Below are 15,167 nucleotides of genomic sequence, written 5' to 3'. Positions count from 1 at the left end.
GCCACCGGCACGGACGTCAGGAAAATTTTTAGCAACCCCCTCTTCCCAAACGCCGAGACCATCGCTATGATTGCCGGCTCGCAGTAGCGCGGGGCCATAGCTCAGCTGGGAGAGCGCCTGCATGGCATGCAGGAGGTCGGCGGTTCGATCCCGCCTGGCTCCACCACTTCAGACATTAGGCCGTCTGGATTGGACAACGAGGTTTTGATACGCGTCCCCATCGTCTAGAGGCCTAGGACACCACCCTTTCACGGTGGACACCGGGGTTCGAATCCCCGTGGGGACGCCAATCATCCAAAGCCCCGGCAATGCCGGGGCTTTTTTTATCCATGGGTTGCGGACGCTCTGCCGCTGCACTCTACCTGCAACGCGCGACCTGCCCGCCTACGAACCCAGGGTGCGGCACCGAGCGATGGCAGGCGACTGCGAACGATGATGTGTCCGTCCGCGCAAGCCATCGAGCCATCACGCCCGACCTTCGTCCAATGCCTTGCGACCTTCGTGCGTTAGATCGATGTCGCCATCCTCGGCCTGCGCGGCGTAGCCTGCACGCACCGCCCAGTTGGCTTCTTCGTCCGATACCGGTTTGGTGTCGTGGATGTCGCGGAGAATGCGCAGTTGTTGTGAAGCATCGACGTTCATGACGGCTACCGGCTCGAAGGGGAGATCTTCAAGGTACGCACCGGCCGTGATGGCGACGTGCCTGCAGCGTCATCCGGCCCGCAAGCGATGGCGATGCGATTGAGTCACGGCAGACCGTCACTGCCGTTGCGCGACCAGCGCCGCTTACCGACCAGGGTGCGGGCAGCCGGGCGCATCTCGCACTCGAGTAAAGCGCGCAGACGTCTTCAGTTCCCGCTACTGCAGACGCTGCGCGGATTGCGGAAAGGCCGTCCAGATTGCGGAAATGATTACGGCAGCCGAAGCTGCCGTAAGTCATTGGTGCCGAAGGTGGGACTCGAACCCACACGCTTTTAAGGGCGGCGGATTTTGAGTCCGCTGCGTCTACCGATTCCGCCACTTCGGCGTGGCCGCGCAGTATAGCGACTCACGAATGAAACGAACAGTGTCAACACGCGCCTGACGAATTCAGCTGCAAGCGACGTCGGCAGCGCTGCGACCTACCTGCCCCGATATACTGGCCGACTTCGGTGAAGGAGTCAGCAATGTCGGTGTTGCATGGAGTTCGGGTACTCGTGGTCGAAAACGACGACATGAATGCCATGCTGCTCGATCTGCAGCTCGTCCATGCAGGCGCGGTCGTTCTCGGACCGGTCGGCCAGGTTGAAGCTGCCATGCAGCTCATCCAGACCGACACGCCCGACATCGCGGTGCTGGATTACCGCTTGGGCAATGGCGAAACCAGCCAGCCGGTCGCGCGCCTGCTGGCCGAGCGGGGCATTCCCTTCGTGCTGGCCACAGGAGTGGCCCGCGACAGCATTCCCAGCGGTTTCGAACGCGGCGTCATCCTCACCAAACCCTATCTCTCCGAAGAGTTGGTCGGTGCCTTGTCGCGGGCGCGGCAATCGGGCGACACCGACGATTGAGCACGCCAGTGTCGGGTTGCCACTAGAATCCGTGCATCGAAGAATCACGGGCGGGCCGACGGATGGAAATGGCCGTGACGCCGTTTGCAGGGCTATTGCCCCAGGCGAGCGAAACAGCAGGCTTGTTGACGGCGGCTGGCAACGGCGTCGATGCATCGCTGCACGAGACGGCCGCATTGCGCACCACGGTGTCGCTTTGCCTGCATGCGCGACATCCGATGCTGCTGCTGTGGGGCGACGACGCGCGCTGCATCTATAACGATGCCTGTATCGCGCTGCTGGGCCCGCGGCACCCTGCCGCATTCGGGCAGCCACTCACACAACTGTCCGACATTGCCGCCGATGGTCGGCACGGCAGCGCAAGCGCCCCGCTGGACCTGTCGCGCTGGTCGCGCAGCCCGGTGATGGAGGGCGACAAACAGGTGGGTGCGCTCTATGTGGCTTGCGCGACGGCCGACGGCAGCCACCCGCAGGTGGACATCAACGCAGGCGCCACCTCGCAGGCGCTGGAGCAATCGCCTGCATTCATGGCGGTGCTGCGCGGACCAGACTACGTCATCGAAAGTGTCAACCAGCGCTTCCACGATCTGGTCGGCGAGCGAGTACTGCTGGGCCGCCCCTTGCTGGAGGCAATGCCGGAGATCCTCGGGCAGGGCTACCTGGATCTGCTCGACGAGGTGCGGCGTAGCGGGCAACCCTTCATCGGCGAGGCGATGAAAGCCTATCTGCAGCGCACGCCCGGCAACGGGCTCGAAGAGACGCTGGTGGATTTCCTCTACCAGCCGATGCGCGACAGCGATGGCCGGATCGATGCGATCCTCGTCCATGGCTTCGACGTCACTGCGCAGCGGCGGGTCGAAAGTCGCGACAGTTTCCTGCTGACGCTCGAAGATGCGCTGCAGCACGTCTCCGACCCGCGCCACATCATCGACACCAGCGTGCGCCTGCTGGGTGAGCATCTGCAGGCCAACCGTTGCGCGTTCGGACTGGCCGCCGCCGACGGCAGCACCATGCATGTGATCAGCGACCACGTCCAGGACATGCCGAGCCTGCAGGGCGACTTTCCGCTGGAGGCGGCGCGCGGCCTGCGCGATGCCCTGCTGGAAAACCGCCCCTGGTCCACCACCGACGCGATGGCGCCGGGGGCACCGGCTTATGTGGTTGAACAGTATCGGCGCTCTGGCCTGCGTGCATCGTTGGCAATTCCGCTGCACAAGCACGGGCGACTGGTGGCGGCGATCGGCGTCCACCAGCGCGCTCCACGGCGCTGGCTATCCACCGAGATCGAATTGGTAAGACTGGTCGCGGCGCGGTGCTGGGAGTCGATGCAACGCGCCAGGGCGCAGCAGCAACTGGCCGCCAACGAGGCGCGCCTGCGCCGCCTGGCGGACACACTGCCACAGATCATCTTCATCGCCGGCCCGGATGGGCAGCCCCAATACTTCAATCAGCGCTGGTACGACTACACGGGGCAGGATCCGACCACCAGCGAAGCCGACGCATGGCAACAGGCGCATACCGTCGACGGGCTGCGACTGTCGGTGCAGACATGGCAGCAGGCACTGGTATGCGAGCGCGCCTATGAAGTCGAATGCGAGCTGCGCGGCCAGGACGGTCGGGCGCGCTGGCATCTGGCACGTGCATTGCCGGTCCGCGGCGATGACGGCGCCATCAGCGAATGGATCGGCACCTACACCGATATCCACGACCGTCGCGCCTTCGAGCAGCAATTGCGCGAAAGCGAGATCCGCTTCCGCGCGCTCTGCGAGACCGTGCCGGCGATGATCTGGATGGCCGACGCGCAGGGCGATTGCGTGTACTGGAACCCGCGCTGGTACCACTTCACCGGTCAGGGCGAGGATCAGGCGCTGGATCAGGGCTGGTGGGACGTGATGCACCCCGATGACGCGACGCGGGTGCGGCAGGCATTCGCCCAGGCGCTGGAGCGACGCGGCGAATTCGTCGCCGAATACCGGGTACGCCGGCATGACGGGCAGTACCGATGGTGCATCGACACCGCCTCGCCCCACTTCGCCAGCGATGGGCGGTTCCTGGGGCACATCGGTTCGCTCACCGACATCTCCGAACGCAAACATATCGAAGATGCCACCGCCTCCGATCGCGCGATCCTGAGCCTGATCACCACCGGCGCACCGCTGAAGGTGGTGCTGGATGCCATCGCGTTGAGCGTGGAGGCACGTGGAGAGATTCCGCTGTACTGCTCGGTGATGGTGCGCGACGAGGTTCGGCATACCCTGAGTTTCGGATCGGCCGCGCATTTTCCGCTCGATCATCCTGGCCCGTTCGAGGCCGTACCGATCGCGGCGGACGGGCCGCCCTGTGCGCGTTCGGCGCACCTGGGCCGGCAAGTCATCTGCGCCGATATCCAGAGCGAGCCCGGTTTCAACCGTCATCGCGCGATCTCCGCGACGCTGGGCATCGCCGCATGCTGTGTGACCCCGATCCTGTCCAGCAACGGCCAGGTGCTGGGAACCCTCAACATCTATTACGACCGCCCTCACCTGGCCTCGCTGCGGGAGCAGACCATGGCCCGCTCGGCATCGCACCTGGCCGGCATCGTGATCGAGCGCGCCCGCGTGGATGCCAGGCTCAAACAGTCACTACGGGCGGAGACTGCCGCCCGCAATCAGGCCGAGCATGCCAATCGGGTCAAGGACGAGTTTCTGGCCACCCTCAGCCACGAGCTGCGCACGCCGCTCAACGCCATCCTGGGATGGTCGCGGCTGATGCGCTCCCAGCAAATGGAACCGGGCAACCTGAGCAAGGGGCTGGCCATCATCGAACGCAGTGCGCGTGGGCAGACCCAGATCATCGACGATCTGCTGGACATGAGCGCCATCCTTTCGGGCAAGCTCCGCCTGCACGCCGAACATTTCGACATCGCCGGGCTGGCGCGCAGCGCGGTGGAACTGATGCAGCCGGCAGCGCTGGCGCGCGAGATCGCGCTGGAGCTCGATGCACCGGCCGGTTGCGAACTGTGGTTCTTCGGCGATGCCGGACGCCTGCAACAGGTGCTGACCAACCTGCTCAGCAATGCACTCAAGTTCACCGCTGCGGGCGGATCGGTGCGGGTGACGCTCGATGCCGAAGACGGCCGCGTGCGGCTATGCGTGCACGATACCGGTATCGGCATCGCGCCCGACTTTCTGCCGCATGTGTTCGACCGCTTTCGACAGGCCGATGCCGGCACGACGCGCCGCGCTGGCGGGCTGGGACTGGGCTTGTCGATCTCGCGGCAATTGGTGGACCTGCATGGCGGCAGCCTGGGTGCGTTCAGTGCAGGCGAAGGTCAGGGCGCAACGTTCACCGTCGTATTGCCGTTCCAGCACGGCGTCACCGCGCTGCGCCCGCCTCCGGCTCCGCCGGGCCCGCCATCGACGGACTGCCATGACCGTCTGAAGGGCGTGCGCGTCCTGCTGGTGGACGACGACCAGGATTCGCGCGAGGCAGTGCTGCACTTCCTGCAGCAGGCCGGCGCCCAGGTGCAGGCGGCCGGTTCGGTCGACCTCGCCGAACGCCATCTGGCCGAAGCCTCGTTCGACGTCCTGGTCAGCGACATCGCCATGCCGCATCGCGATGGCTACGATCTGATCCGCGCCTTGCGCAGCGATCGCGCGCGGCCGCACCGGCATCTGCCGGCGATCGCGCTCACCGCCTACGTGCGCGACGAGGATCGCGACCGTGCCGTGGTCGCCGGTTTCGATGCGCATATGGGCAAGCCGGTCGAACCGCCCGGCCTGGTCGATCTGATCGAACGCTTGCTGGCTCCGGTACGCGCGCTTCCCGAACGATCCTAAATCGGCGCACACCCAGCCAGGCCAAGCGCCCAGTGCCACGCGCCGCCCGGTGCATACGGCCTGCCTGCATTGCATGCAATCGCCCGCGATTGCTGAAGCAGGCCGACAGGCGATGACCTGCAGCCTTACCGGCCGCAGCAGCGCTGCGACCGGTGGATCACGGCGCTTGCTGCGGTGCGCTGCCGCCTCCGGGGCCAGCGCGCGGATGTTCGCGCACGCGCTGGGCATCACCGCGATACGCAAACCGCCCCGGCGATGCCGCCGGAGCGGATCGCCTCAACTCCGCTTGGCGCGGGCGAACGCGGCAGCCAATGCATTGTCCGCCGGCGGAGCGCTGGTGCGCGGCTTGTTGCTGCCGGCGGCAGCACGAGTACCACCGTCGCGACGTCCCTGCCCCGGCCCACCGCTGCCGCGCGCATCGCGCGGTTGGGTGGCGGCATCGGCCGGCGGCGTGTCGGACAGGCGACGGGTCAAGGCGATGCGCTTGCGCGCGACATCCACTTCCAGCACCTTGACCTTGACGATATCGCCGGCCTTGACCACATCGCGCGGATCCTTGACGAAGGTGTCCGACAGCGCGGAGATATGCACCAACCCATCCTGATGCACGCCGATGTCGACGAACGCGCCGAATGCGGCGACGTTGCTGACCACGCCTTCCAGGATCATGCCCGGCTTGAGGTGCTTGATGTCTTCGATCCCCTCCGCGAACTGCGCGGCCTTGAACTCGGGGCGCGGATCGCGGCCGGGCTTCTCCAGCTCCTTGAGGATGTCGCGCACGGTCGGCACACCGAACTGTTCGTCGGTGAACAGCTCCGGCTTGAGTCCGCGCAGGAAGCCGCCATCGCCCAGCAAGGCCTTGATCGGTTTGCCGGTGTTGGCCACGATGCGCTCGACCACCGGATACGCCTCCGGATGCACCGCAGACACGTCCAGCGGCTCCTCGCCATCGGCGATACGCAGGAAGCCTGCGCATTGTTCGAAGGTCTTGTCGCCCAGGCGTGGCACCTTGAGCAGGTCCTTGCGGCGCTTGAACGGGCCATTGTCGTCGCGGTGGCGCACGATGTTTTCGGCCACGGTGCTGGACAGGCCGGAGACGCGCGACAACAGCGCCGCCGAGGCGGTGTTGACGTACACGCCCACCGCGTTGACGCAATCTTCCACGCGCGCGTCCAGCGCCTTGGCCAGGCGGTACTGATCCACGTCGTGCTGGTACTGGCCCACACCGATCGCCTTGGGCTCGATCTTGACCAGTTCGGCCAGCGGGTCCTGCAATCGCCGCGCGATCGATACCGCGCCGCGCAACGACACATCCAGGTTGGGGAATTCCTTGGCGGCGAATTCGGACGCCGAGTACACCGACGCGCCCGCCTCGCTGACCACGATCTTCTGCAGCTTGGCGCCGTCGCAGAGCGCGATCGCTTCGCCGGCCAACTTGTCGGTCTCGCGGCTGGCGGTGCCGTTGCCGATCGCGATCAGCTCCACGTTGTGCTGCATGCACAGCTTCCTGATCGTCTGCAGCGATTGATCCCACTGCCGCTTGGGCTCGTGCGGGTAGATCGTCTCGGTGGCCACCAGCTTGCCGGTGGCATCGACCACGGCGATCTTGCAGCCGGTGCGGATGCCCGGATCCAGCCCCAACACCACGCGCGGGCCGGCCGGGGCGGCCAGCATCAGATCCTTGAGGTTGTCGCCGAACACGGCGATCGCTTCGGCCTCGGCCTTTTCGCGCGCCTGATTGAACAGGTCCAGCAGCAGGTGCATGTGCAGCTTGGCGCGCCAGGTCAGCCGGCAGGCGTCCAGCAACCAGCGATCAGCCGGGCGGCCAGTGTTGGAAATGCCGGCGTTGCGGGCCACGCGGCCTTCGGCGTACTGATGTCCGGCTTCTGCGTCGGTGCCCGGGTCCAGGTCCAGGTGCAGAAACTCCTCGCGCCGCGCGCGGAACAACGCCAGCAGGCGGTGCGAGGGGATTTTCGCCAGCGACTCGGCATGATCGAAGTAATCCCGGTATTTCGCACCGGCCTCCTCCTTGCCCTCGGCAACGCGCGCGCGGATGACGCCGTTGTCGCTCAACCAGCTGCGCAGCTCGCCGACCAGGGCGGCGTCCTCGCCCCAGCGCTCCATCAGGATGGCGCGGGCACCTTCCAGCGCGGCCTTGACGTCGGCCACGCCCTTGTCGGCGTCGACGAACGCGGCAGCGGCCGCCTCGGGGGTCTGGCTCGGATCGGCCAGCAGTCCATCGGCCAGCGGCTCCAATCTGGCTTCACGCGCAATCTGCGCGCGCGTGCGGCGCTTGGGCTTGTAAGGCAGATACAGGTCTTCCAGGCGCGACTTGGTGTCGGCGGCGGCGATCTCGTTGCGTAGAACGTCACTGAGCTTGCCCTGTTCGTCGATGCTGGCCAGGATGGCCGCGCGGCGGTCTTCCAGCTCGCGCAGGTAGGTCAGGCGCGTTTCCAGGTTGCGCAACTGGGTATCGTCCAGGCCGCCAGTGACTTCCTTGCGGTAGCGGGCGATGAACGGGACGCTGGCCCCCTCATCGAGCAAGGCGATGGCAGCGCGCGCCTGCGCGGGCTGGGCACCGATCTCATCGGCGATGGTGCGGGCAATCTGCTGAGCGAGCTGGCTATCGTGCATGACGGCGCGGAGTGAACCGCTTCACTGAAAAAACGCATTTTCGCAGCGCAGGCCCGCCGCGGAAACCCGTTGACAGCGCCGCGGCAAACCGGTGCGGTCGCGCTCAGCTGGCGCGATGGGCGTAATGGGTGGCCGCGCGTTCGACCAGGATGCTTTCGTGCAGCGATTCGAGCGCCATCACTCGCACCCGGCCAAGGTTCTTCAGCGGCACCATGCGTTCCACATAGACCTCGGGGCCAGCATCGGTCATCGCACGCGACTTGCTGAAACCGTAAGGCACCACGCCCTTGTCGCCATCTTTGCTGCCACCGACGTACAGGACAATCGACATACCACACCTTCTTTGTTGCAGTTGCTACGTTTGGGACGCGAGCATACCCAGCGCGCTGTGAGGAGCTTTCCACGCACGTTAACGCCGGCTGTTTGCGGTTTGGTGACGGAACGCGGGCCGGTATCGCATCACGACCGCTTCACCCCGCTTGGCCGTCCAATCGCGGTCCACCCGCATTCATGACGTCGCATGGACCTCAAAAGTGGCTATCCGTTCTGGTCGATCCGCAATGGACTGATGCGTACATACCCGCGCCTGGAGCATGACGCCAGCAGCGAGGTCGTGATCGTCGGGGGCGGCGTCACCGCTGCGCTGATCGCGCATGAACTGGTACGCCACGGACACGAGGTGCTGGTGATCGAGCAGCGCGAGATCGGTTGGGGCAGCACCTCGGCCAGTACCGCACTGCTGCAATACGAAATCGACACGCCGATGATCGAGCTGGCCAGGCAGCACGGTCTGCCGGCGGCCGCGCTGGCCTATGGCGCATGCGCGCAGGCCATCGTGGACCTGCAGGACCTGTGCGACGGCCTCGGCGGCTGCGATTTCACCCGCCAGGACAGCCTGTATTACGCCAGCCGAACACGCGACGTGAACGACCTGCGCAACGAGTTCGACGCCCGTCTGACGCAACGGCTTCCGGTAGAATGGATCGAGCGCGCTTCGTTGTGGCACGACTATGGCGTGCGCTCGGACGGGGCGATCCTCAGCCACCTGGCTGCCAGCGTCGATCCCTATCGGCTGTGCTATCGGCTGTTCGCCGAGTGCGAGCAATACGGCGCACGCATCTTCGACCGCAGCACCATCGCTTCCATCGTGCCGCAGGGACAACACGTGGAGGTGCGCACCGCCGATGGCGTTGGCGTGCGCGCCCGGCACGTGATCATGGCGGCCGGCTACGGCAACCAGCGTCGGCTGTCGCAGCGGGTGGCGCGCAATCGCAGCAGCTACGCCTTCGTTACCGACCCGCTGCACGACAGCGAGATGGGCGCACTCAAGCACACCATGATGTGGGAGACCGCACGGCCCTATCTCTATGTGCGCAGCACCCCGGATGGCCGCGTGGTCGCTGGCGGCGAGGACGACAGCGTGGATATCCCGGCGCGTCGCGACGCGCGCCTGCAGGGCAAGCTGAAAACCCTGCTGCGGAAGATCGACAAGACCATGCCGGACGTCAGCTTGCGCCCGGTCTTCTCGTGGGCCGGCACTTTTGCGGAGACCGCCGACGGGTTGCCGTTTTTCGGCCCGCACGCCGAACTGGGCCCACGCGTGGCGTTCGCCATGGCCTACGGTGGAAACGGCATCACCTACAGCGCCATTGGCGCCGGCCTACTGCGTGCAAAGCTGGAAGGCACACCGCACCCCCTGTCGGAGCTGTTCGGCTTCGCACGATTGCGCTGATCGCGGTGGACTTGCGCGCATCTCGGCAAACGATGCGCGGTGCCGGTGGCTGGAGCGACTTCGGCACCCGGTCTACCCGGCGCGCTTCCAGTTATGCGCGCAGCGCGCTGCTCGCGCCATACGCATCGACTATCGGCAGAACGCCGGCCGTGACGCTGTCGCATGGCCTTGTGGCTCCGCGATCCCTCAGCCGAGGCGCGGGCTCCATGGCCACCAGCCATACCCCTGCAACGCGTAGAGATCGGCGGCACGCTCCAACGGGTTGCGCACATGGATCCCGCCACAGAGCAGATACACCGGCAGGAACAGTGGCCCGAGCAGCATGTACTGGTAGACATGCGCACGTTCGTGGTCGCCCAGCCGTACCGGCGGATGCTCGCAGCGGCCGGCCGCATGTGCGTAGGTGCTGCACGGCAGATCCAGCGACGCGCCCTTGAGCAGGATCACGTTCCCCAGCGTCATCGCCCCGCCCGGCCCCCAGGGCCAGGCATCGAACACCAGGGCGAGTTCCCGATGAGACCAGCGCGGGCGAGCACCGAAGCAGACTCCGATGGCCCCGACCAGCAGGCCGAGTGCGGTGTTGGGCAGCGTCCACGCCGCGCCCAACGCCAGCAAGGCAACCGGTCCGTGCGGCGACCGCCTCAATCGGTCTGATTGGGAATCAGCAGCCACAGGATCAGGTAGACCAGGATGCCCGGGAACGCCGCCGAGGCGATCGACACCACCACGAACAGCACGCGCAGCAGTGTGGAGCTCCAACCCATGCGACGCGCGATGCCACCGATGACGCCGGCGATCATGCGGTCGTTGAGGGAACGGGTTAATCCGGTAGCGGCCATGACTGGACTCCTTGAAACGTGGCGAACAGTCTAGAAAACCAGACGACAGCGCGCCGTGATGGCGCAGGCGCGCATCCCGTGCCAGCCGCCGCGCACCCGCATCAATCGCTACCGTCGCGTTCCTGCAGCCAGCGGTGGATCGCGACCGGTACTTCGCGCTGCGCGCGGCCGGACACATAGATGCCGATATGTCCGCCGCGAAAACTCAGCTCGCTGTAGTCATTGCTCCCCACCAACCCACGCAGGGCACGCGAGGCATCCGGCGGCACCAGGTGGTCGTGTTCGGCGTAGATGTTGAGCACCGGCATGTCGACCGCCTGCAGATCCACCGCCTGCCCGCCGATGACCACCTGCCCGGTGACCAGCCCATTGCGCTGGTAGAAAGCGGTCACGAACTCGCGAAACGCCTCGCCCGCCAGATCCGGCGAATCGAAGATCCATTTCTCCATGCGCAGGAAATCTTCCAGCGCCTGTTTGTCGTCGAGGATATCGAGCAGGCCGACGTACTTCTGCAGATTGAGCCGGAACGGCTTGAGCATCAGGTAACTGGCGTTCATCAGATCCGCAGGCACGTTTCCCATGGTGTCGACGAACAGGTCCACGTCGACCATGCGCGCCCAGTTGGACAGCATGTTGTCGGGCGTGTGGAAGTCCACCGGAGTCACCATAGTGATCAGGTTGCGCACCTTGTGCGGCTGCAATGCCGCGTAGCACAGCGAGAACGTGCCGCCCTGGCAGATGCCAAGGACGTCGAGCGCATCCACCTCGGCATGCGCCCTGAGGTGGTCCACCGCACCGTCGATGTAACGCAGCAGATAATCTTCCAGCGTGAGATAGCGCTCGGAGCGGTCGGGGTAGCCCCAGTCCAGCACATACACGTCCTGACCATGGCTCAGCAGCCCCTTGACCAGGGAACGATCGGCCTGCAGGTCGACCATGTAGGGCCGGTTGACCAGCGCATACACGATCAGCAACGGCGTCCTGGAAACCGGCGCCTGTTCGCCGACGAAGCGATACAGCACCACCTTGCCGTCGCGCCAGATCTCCTCGCGTTCGGTGACGCCATAGTCGACGTCCTCCACGCCGGGGAGCAGCTTCAGCCCATCGCGCAGCTTGCGCTGCAGCGCCAGCGTCTCCTGCATCAGGTCTTCGGCACTGAATCCAAGCGGGCCTTTCATGGCTTGGCTCCACGCGGTCTGTTCGCGGCGGGTTTGCCTGACGTTGCGCGCGGCGCCTTGCCGGCCGCCGGCGTGGACGTCGGCGCTGCCGCAGCGGAGCCGACCGGCTTGCCTGCGGCGCTGCGCCTGCGTGTGGCGGCCGCGGCGGGCGCCGTTTTATCGCCAGACGGCGATGGCGCGGCCGGCGCTGCAGCGGCGGGTGCGTCCGGCGCCCCCGGCCTGCCCGGCGCAGGGGTGGCGCTGCGCACCATTCGCCTCACCAGCCGCTCCAGTCCGGCGATGCGTCGGTGAGCCGCATCCATCTCCGAGCGCGTCGGCATGCCGAACCGCTCACTGAGCTGTTCCACCTCTTCCTGCAGCGCCGCGCGCAAGCGCATATGCGCGTTCGCAAAATCGCCGTACACCTGGCGGAACTGCTCCGACAGCGCGATGTCGGCATAGGACTCCTCGGCCGCCTCGATCCACAGGTCGAACAGGGCGCGCGCGCTGGTGAGCTGGCTGCCGCTGCTCTCATGCTCGCTCAACTTACCGGTGAAACGCCCGAACGCCTGTTCGATGGCTGCCTTGAGCTGATCGGCGTAGGCCTGCGACTGGGCCTGGAACTCCTGCTGCGCGCGCGCCAGTTTCTGCAGGCGCGCGTGATGATTGCGGTTCAGTCCGAAGGCGGGCATCTCCAGCCATGGCGCGTTCTCCTGCCGCCACCTGCCCAGCGTCTGCGCCGCCTCCTGCAACCAGGGATCGAAGCCGCCAGGGCTGCCGCCACGCAACGAGCCCAGCGTCCATTGCATCAGTTGCTCGCCCTGCCCCTGCACGGCACGTCGCCAGGCGTCGGAGACCTCGTCGGCGGAGGTGTCGCGCCCGGCAAACTGCGCGGCGACCTGCTGCATGGTGCCGAACCAGTCGCCGGCCTGGCTGCGGAAGCGGTCGATGGCCTCCTGCGCCTGAGGTGCGGCCTGGGCAGGCAAGAGTTGCGACCACCAATCCACCGCCTTCCGCCAGTCCTGCGGGGCCTCGCCGGCTGACGCGGGCGGCGGCTGTCGGGCGGCGGGACCGGCCTGAGCGTGACCCATGGCATCCGCCCAAGCCGCCCAGTACTGGCGCGCCTTGTCCTGAAAATTGCCATTGTCCGAACCGCTGCTTGCCATCGTCTCCTCGCTGGTGTGCCTGTCCGGCCATCCTACCGCGTGCGCTGGACCTTGCCGGTCAGGGCTTGGGGATGCGCAGTGTCTTGCTGATCATCAACGAGCCGGAAAGCGCGAACAGCAGCACCAGTGGATGGAATTGCCACGGACCCAGCTGCCACTGCCCCCACCACAGGGCATCGCCAATATGGCCGATGCTGGCGGCCACCGCCAGCAGGATCACCAGCACCAGGCTGGTCGGAATCGGCGTGCCCTCGAAGTAAGGCACCTTGTCGGCATCGCCGGCGATCTCTTCGGCAGTGACGTTATAGCGCGCCAGCCGGCTCACGCCGCAGCAGACGAAATAGCTCAGCACCAGCCAGTCCCAGCCGCCACGCATGCCGCAGGCATAACCGAGCGCGGCCGGCGCCACGCCGAAGGAGATCACGTCGGCCAGCGAGTCCAGTTCCCGGCCCAGCGTGGAGGACGCCTTGCGCCAGCGCGCCACGTGGCCGTCCAGCGCATCGAAGACGAAGGCCAGCGGGATCAATGCCATCCCCAGCAGCAGATCGCCGCGGTGGCCTTCCTGCAGAAAGCGCATCGCCGCGAAGATCGCCCCGGTACCGCAAAAGGCGTTGGCCAGGGTGAACCAGTCTGCGAGTTGGAAATCGCGCAGCATCGAAAAATGGCGTTTCATGCGGGACCCGAGGAAAGCGAGGCGCAAAGGGTAACGCGCGCGCGCCATGCAGGCGACCGTGGCGGCGCACTCGGCTAGGCTGGCGATCCGCGCGGCCGCTCCTGGCAGCGCCCCGCCCTGCGAGGACCCCAATGCGCAATATCCTGATCACCGGCGCCGGCAGTGGCATCGGCGCCGGCATCGCCGCCCATCTGGCCGACGCAGGCCATCACCTGCTGGTCAGCGACCAGGATCTGGCCGCCGCCGAACGAACCGCCCGGCAACTGCGCAGGGCCGGTGGTTCGGCCGAGGCACTGGTGCTGGACGTGAGCGACGAGCACAGCATCGCGCAGGCGCTGGCTGCCGCATCGTGTGCGCCGCAGGTGCTGGTGAACAATGCCGGCCTGCAACAGGTGGCCGCGCTGGAAGCCTTCCCGATGCAGCGCTGGGCGCTGCTGGTGGACGTGATGCTGACCGGCGCCGCGCGCCTGAGCCGCGCGCTGCTGCCCGGCATGCGCGCCGCCGGCTACGGACGCATCGTCAATATCGGCAGCATCCACTCGCTGGTCGCCAGCCCCTACAAGAGCGCCTACGTCGCCGCCAAGCATGGCCTGGTCGGCCTGGCCAAGGTCGTTGCGCTGGAGACGGCCGATTGCGACATCACGGTCAATACGCTGTGCCCGAGCTATGTCCGCACGCCGCTGGTGGAGCGTCAGATCGCCGACCAGGCGCGCACGCGCGGCATCGCCGAAGACGACGTGGTCCGCGATGTGATGCTCAAGCCGATGCCCAAGGGCGCCTTCATCGAGTACGACGAACTGGCCGGTACGGTGGCCTTCCTGATGTCGCATGCCGCGCGCAACATCACCGGGCAAGCCATCGCCATCGATGGCGGCTGGACCGCCCAATGACGGAACTGGTGAAATTTTCGCCACCCGCTTCGCAAGCGTTGCGGCGCAAGGGGCAGCTGCAGTTGTCCACAGACTTGCGCAGCGTCCATCCACAGGCGATGTGGAAAACCCTGTGCTGCAGCGGCTGGCAAGGTCGTTGACCTGCCGCGCGGCGTCGGCCGCAGCTGCATCGCTGCTCCGGCCGATGCCACTGCGTCAGATCCGCGAATAACTCCACGACTGCATGCGCCCGTCGCGATACGGCATGACCCCGTGGAACGGGCGCGGATCGCCGTCGAACACCAGCGGCAGGAAGTTGCGGTCGCCTTCCCACATCGGCACCCGATCCATCTGCGCAAGGGAAATCCATTCCAGCGTGCCTTCGTGGTTGGATGCCTGCGGCGTGCCCTCGAAGCTGCGGATCAGGAACACGAAGCCCAGCCAATCCTCGCCATGCTTGCCGAAGCCGGGCCAGCTGATGGTGCCGCGCAATTGCATGTCGCCGCATTCCACGCCGGCCTCCTCGCGGATTTCGCGGCGCATGCAGGCCAGCACGTCTTCGTCCGGCTCGACCTTGCCGCCGAGCCCGTTGTACTTGCCCAGGTGCTGATCGCCCGGGCGGGCATTGCGGTGGATCATCAGCACCTGCGTGCCGTCCGGCGACAACAGGTAACCCAGCGTGGCGACGATCGGGGTATAGGGCATGGCAGAGATCGGACGCAAAGCGCGGCA

13 protein-coding genes and 3 tRNA genes are annotated in these 15,167 nt (G+C 66.4%); 6 read left to right on the top strand and 10 right to left on the bottom strand.

What is annotated here, in order from left to right:
• Nucleotides 1-90: 90 nt before the first annotated feature.
• Together LL962_RS04480 and LL962_RS04475 are read left to right on the top strand one after the other, a co-directional pair.
• Nucleotides 91-166, top strand: a tRNA-Ala gene (locus LL962_RS04480).
• Nucleotides 167-213: 47 nt separating this feature from the next.
• A tRNA-Glu gene (locus LL962_RS04475) sits at nt 214-289 on the top strand.
• A 176-nt stretch (nt 290-465) separates the two neighbouring features.
• On the opposite strand, the gene LL962_RS04470 is transcribed toward LL962_RS04475, so the two are convergent.
• Together LL962_RS04470 and LL962_RS04465 are read right to left on the bottom strand one after the other, a co-directional pair.
• A complete protein-coding gene (locus LL962_RS04470; RefSeq protein ID WP_104587037.1) occupies nt 466-642 on the bottom strand; it encodes a hypothetical protein in 177 nt (58 codons plus the stop codon).
• A 298-nt stretch (nt 643-940) separates the two neighbouring features.
• A tRNA-Leu gene (locus LL962_RS04465) sits at nt 941-1,027 on the bottom strand.
• Nucleotides 1,028-1,166: 139 nt separating this feature from the next.
• Between LL962_RS04465 and LL962_RS04460 the strand changes: the two genes are divergently transcribed.
• Together LL962_RS04460 and LL962_RS04455 are read left to right on the top strand one after the other, a co-directional pair.
• Complete coding sequence (locus tag LL962_RS04460; protein WP_228316053.1) at nt 1,167-1,547, top strand: response regulator; 381 nt, start codon at nt 1,167-1,169, stop codon at nt 1,545-1,547.
• A 62-nt stretch (nt 1,548-1,609) separates the two neighbouring features.
• The gene (locus tag LL962_RS04455) at nt 1,610-5,365 is read left to right on the top strand and encodes a PAS domain S-box protein (RefSeq protein ID WP_228316052.1); all 3,756 of its coding nucleotides are present in this window, start codon (nt 1,610-1,612) and stop codon (nt 5,363-5,365) included.
• 276 nt (nt 5,366-5,641) lie between these two features.
• Here LL962_RS04455 and LL962_RS04450 read toward each other — a convergent pair whose 3' ends face one another.
• Both LL962_RS04450 and LL962_RS04445 read right to left on the bottom strand, forming a co-directional pair.
• The gene (locus tag LL962_RS04450; protein WP_228316051.1) at nt 5,642-7,999 is read right to left on the bottom strand and encodes a Tex family protein; all 2,358 of its coding nucleotides are present in this window, start codon (nt 7,997-7,999) and stop codon (nt 5,642-5,644) included.
• Between the two features lie 103 nt (nt 8,000-8,102).
• Complete coding sequence (locus LL962_RS04445; RefSeq protein ID WP_104587035.1) at nt 8,103-8,330, bottom strand: hypothetical protein; 228 nt, start codon at nt 8,328-8,330, stop codon at nt 8,103-8,105.
• Nucleotides 8,331-8,519: 189 nt separating this feature from the next.
• Here LL962_RS04445 and LL962_RS04440 point away from each other — a divergent pair, with 189 nt between their 5' ends.
• The gene (locus LL962_RS04440; protein WP_228316050.1) at nt 8,520-9,731 is read left to right on the top strand and encodes an NAD(P)/FAD-dependent oxidoreductase; all 1,212 of its coding nucleotides are present in this window, start codon (nt 8,520-8,522) and stop codon (nt 9,729-9,731) included.
• A 186-nt stretch (nt 9,732-9,917) separates the two neighbouring features.
• On the opposite strand, the gene LL962_RS04435 is transcribed toward LL962_RS04440, so the two are convergent.
• The 5 genes from LL962_RS04435 to LL962_RS04415 all read right to left on the bottom strand — a co-directional run bounded on the left by LL962_RS04435 (nt 9,918) and on the right by LL962_RS04415 (nt 13,614).
• Nucleotides 9,918-10,403, bottom strand: coding sequence for a hypothetical protein (locus tag LL962_RS04435; RefSeq protein ID WP_441004851.1), 486 nt, complete (start codon nt 10,401-10,403; stop codon nt 9,918-9,920).
• The gene (locus tag LL962_RS04430) at nt 10,373-10,570 is read right to left on the bottom strand and encodes a PspC domain-containing protein (RefSeq protein ID WP_104587032.1); all 198 of its coding nucleotides are present in this window, start codon (nt 10,568-10,570) and stop codon (nt 10,373-10,375) included. The genes LL962_RS04435 and LL962_RS04430 overlap by 31 nt, the downstream gene beginning before the upstream one ends.
• Before the next feature lie 101 nt (nt 10,571-10,671).
• A complete protein-coding gene (locus tag LL962_RS04425; protein WP_104587031.1) occupies nt 10,672-11,748 on the bottom strand; it encodes a class III poly(R)-hydroxyalkanoic acid synthase subunit PhaC in 1,077 nt (358 codons plus the stop codon).
• Nucleotides 11,745-12,893, bottom strand: coding sequence for a class III poly(R)-hydroxyalkanoic acid synthase subunit PhaE (phaE, locus tag LL962_RS04420; RefSeq protein ID WP_104587030.1), 1,149 nt, complete (start codon nt 12,891-12,893; stop codon nt 11,745-11,747). The genes LL962_RS04425 and phaE overlap by 4 nt, the downstream gene beginning before the upstream one ends.
• A 58-nt stretch (nt 12,894-12,951) precedes the next feature.
• On the bottom strand, nt 12,952-13,614 hold the full coding sequence (locus LL962_RS04415) for a CDP-alcohol phosphatidyltransferase family protein (protein WP_208621428.1): 663 nt from the start codon (nt 13,612-13,614) through the stop codon (nt 12,952-12,954).
• 83 nt (nt 13,615-13,697) lie between these two features.
• On the opposite strand from LL962_RS04415, the gene LL962_RS04410 reads away from it, so the two are divergent.
• A complete protein-coding gene (locus LL962_RS04410; RefSeq protein WP_228316048.1) occupies nt 13,698-14,456 on the top strand; it encodes a 3-hydroxybutyrate dehydrogenase in 759 nt (252 codons plus the stop codon).
• Between the two features lie 195 nt (nt 14,457-14,651).
• On the opposite strand, the gene LL962_RS04405 is transcribed toward LL962_RS04410, so the two are convergent.
• On the bottom strand, nt 14,652-15,140 hold the full coding sequence (locus tag LL962_RS04405; RefSeq protein WP_228316047.1) for an NUDIX hydrolase: 489 nt from the start codon (nt 15,138-15,140) through the stop codon (nt 14,652-14,654).
• Between the last annotated feature and the right edge of the window lie 27 nt (nt 15,141-15,167).

Origin of the sequence: Xanthomonas sp. NCPPB 1067 (assembly GCF_020783795.1) — a bacterium.
In the GTDB taxonomy this organism is placed as follows: domain Bacteria; phylum Pseudomonadota; class Gammaproteobacteria; order Xanthomonadales; family Xanthomonadaceae; genus Xanthomonas; species Xanthomonas melonis.
This window is presented reverse-complemented; position numbering and strand designations above follow the sequence as displayed.

What these genes read in the sequence shown, in the direction of transcription:
- LL962_RS04430 (WP_104587032.1), bottom strand. Translation starts at nt 10,570, where the DNA reads ATGGCCGCTACCGGATTAACCCGTTCCCTCAACGACCGCATGATCGCC.
- LL962_RS04425 (WP_104587031.1), bottom strand. Translation starts at nt 11,748, where the DNA reads ATGAAAGGCCCGCTTGGATTCAGTGCCGAAGACCTGATGCAGGAGACG.
- phaE (WP_104587030.1), bottom strand. Translation starts at nt 12,893, where the DNA reads ATGGCAAGCAGCGGTTCGGACAATGGCAATTTTCAGGACAAGGCGCGC.
- LL962_RS04405 (WP_228316047.1), bottom strand. Translation starts at nt 15,140, where the DNA reads ATGCCCTATACCCCGATCGTCGCCACGCTGGGTTACCTGTTGTCGCCG.
- LL962_RS04440 (WP_228316050.1), top strand. Translation starts at nt 8,520, where the DNA reads ATGGACCTCAAAAGTGGCTATCCGTTCTGGTCGATCCGCAATGGACTG.
- LL962_RS04415 (WP_208621428.1), bottom strand. Translation starts at nt 13,614, where the DNA reads ATGGCGCGCGCGCGTTACCCTTTGCGCCTCGCTTTCCTCGGGTCCCGC.
- LL962_RS04470 (WP_104587037.1), bottom strand. Translation starts at nt 642, where the DNA reads ATGAACGTCGATGCTTCACAACAACTGCGCATTCTCCGCGACATCCAC.
- LL962_RS04460 (WP_228316053.1), top strand. Translation starts at nt 1,167, where the DNA reads ATGTCGGTGTTGCATGGAGTTCGGGTACTCGTGGTCGAAAACGACGAC.
- LL962_RS04455 (WP_228316052.1), top strand. Translation starts at nt 1,610, where the DNA reads ATGGAAATGGCCGTGACGCCGTTTGCAGGGCTATTGCCCCAGGCGAGC.
- LL962_RS04410 (WP_228316048.1), top strand. Translation starts at nt 13,698, where the DNA reads ATGCGCAATATCCTGATCACCGGCGCCGGCAGTGGCATCGGCGCCGGC.
- LL962_RS04450 (WP_228316051.1), bottom strand. Translation starts at nt 7,999, where the DNA reads ATGCACGATAGCCAGCTCGCTCAGCAGATTGCCCGCACCATCGCCGAT.
- LL962_RS04445 (WP_104587035.1), bottom strand. Translation starts at nt 8,330, where the DNA reads ATGTCGATTGTCCTGTACGTCGGTGGCAGCAAAGATGGCGACAAGGGC.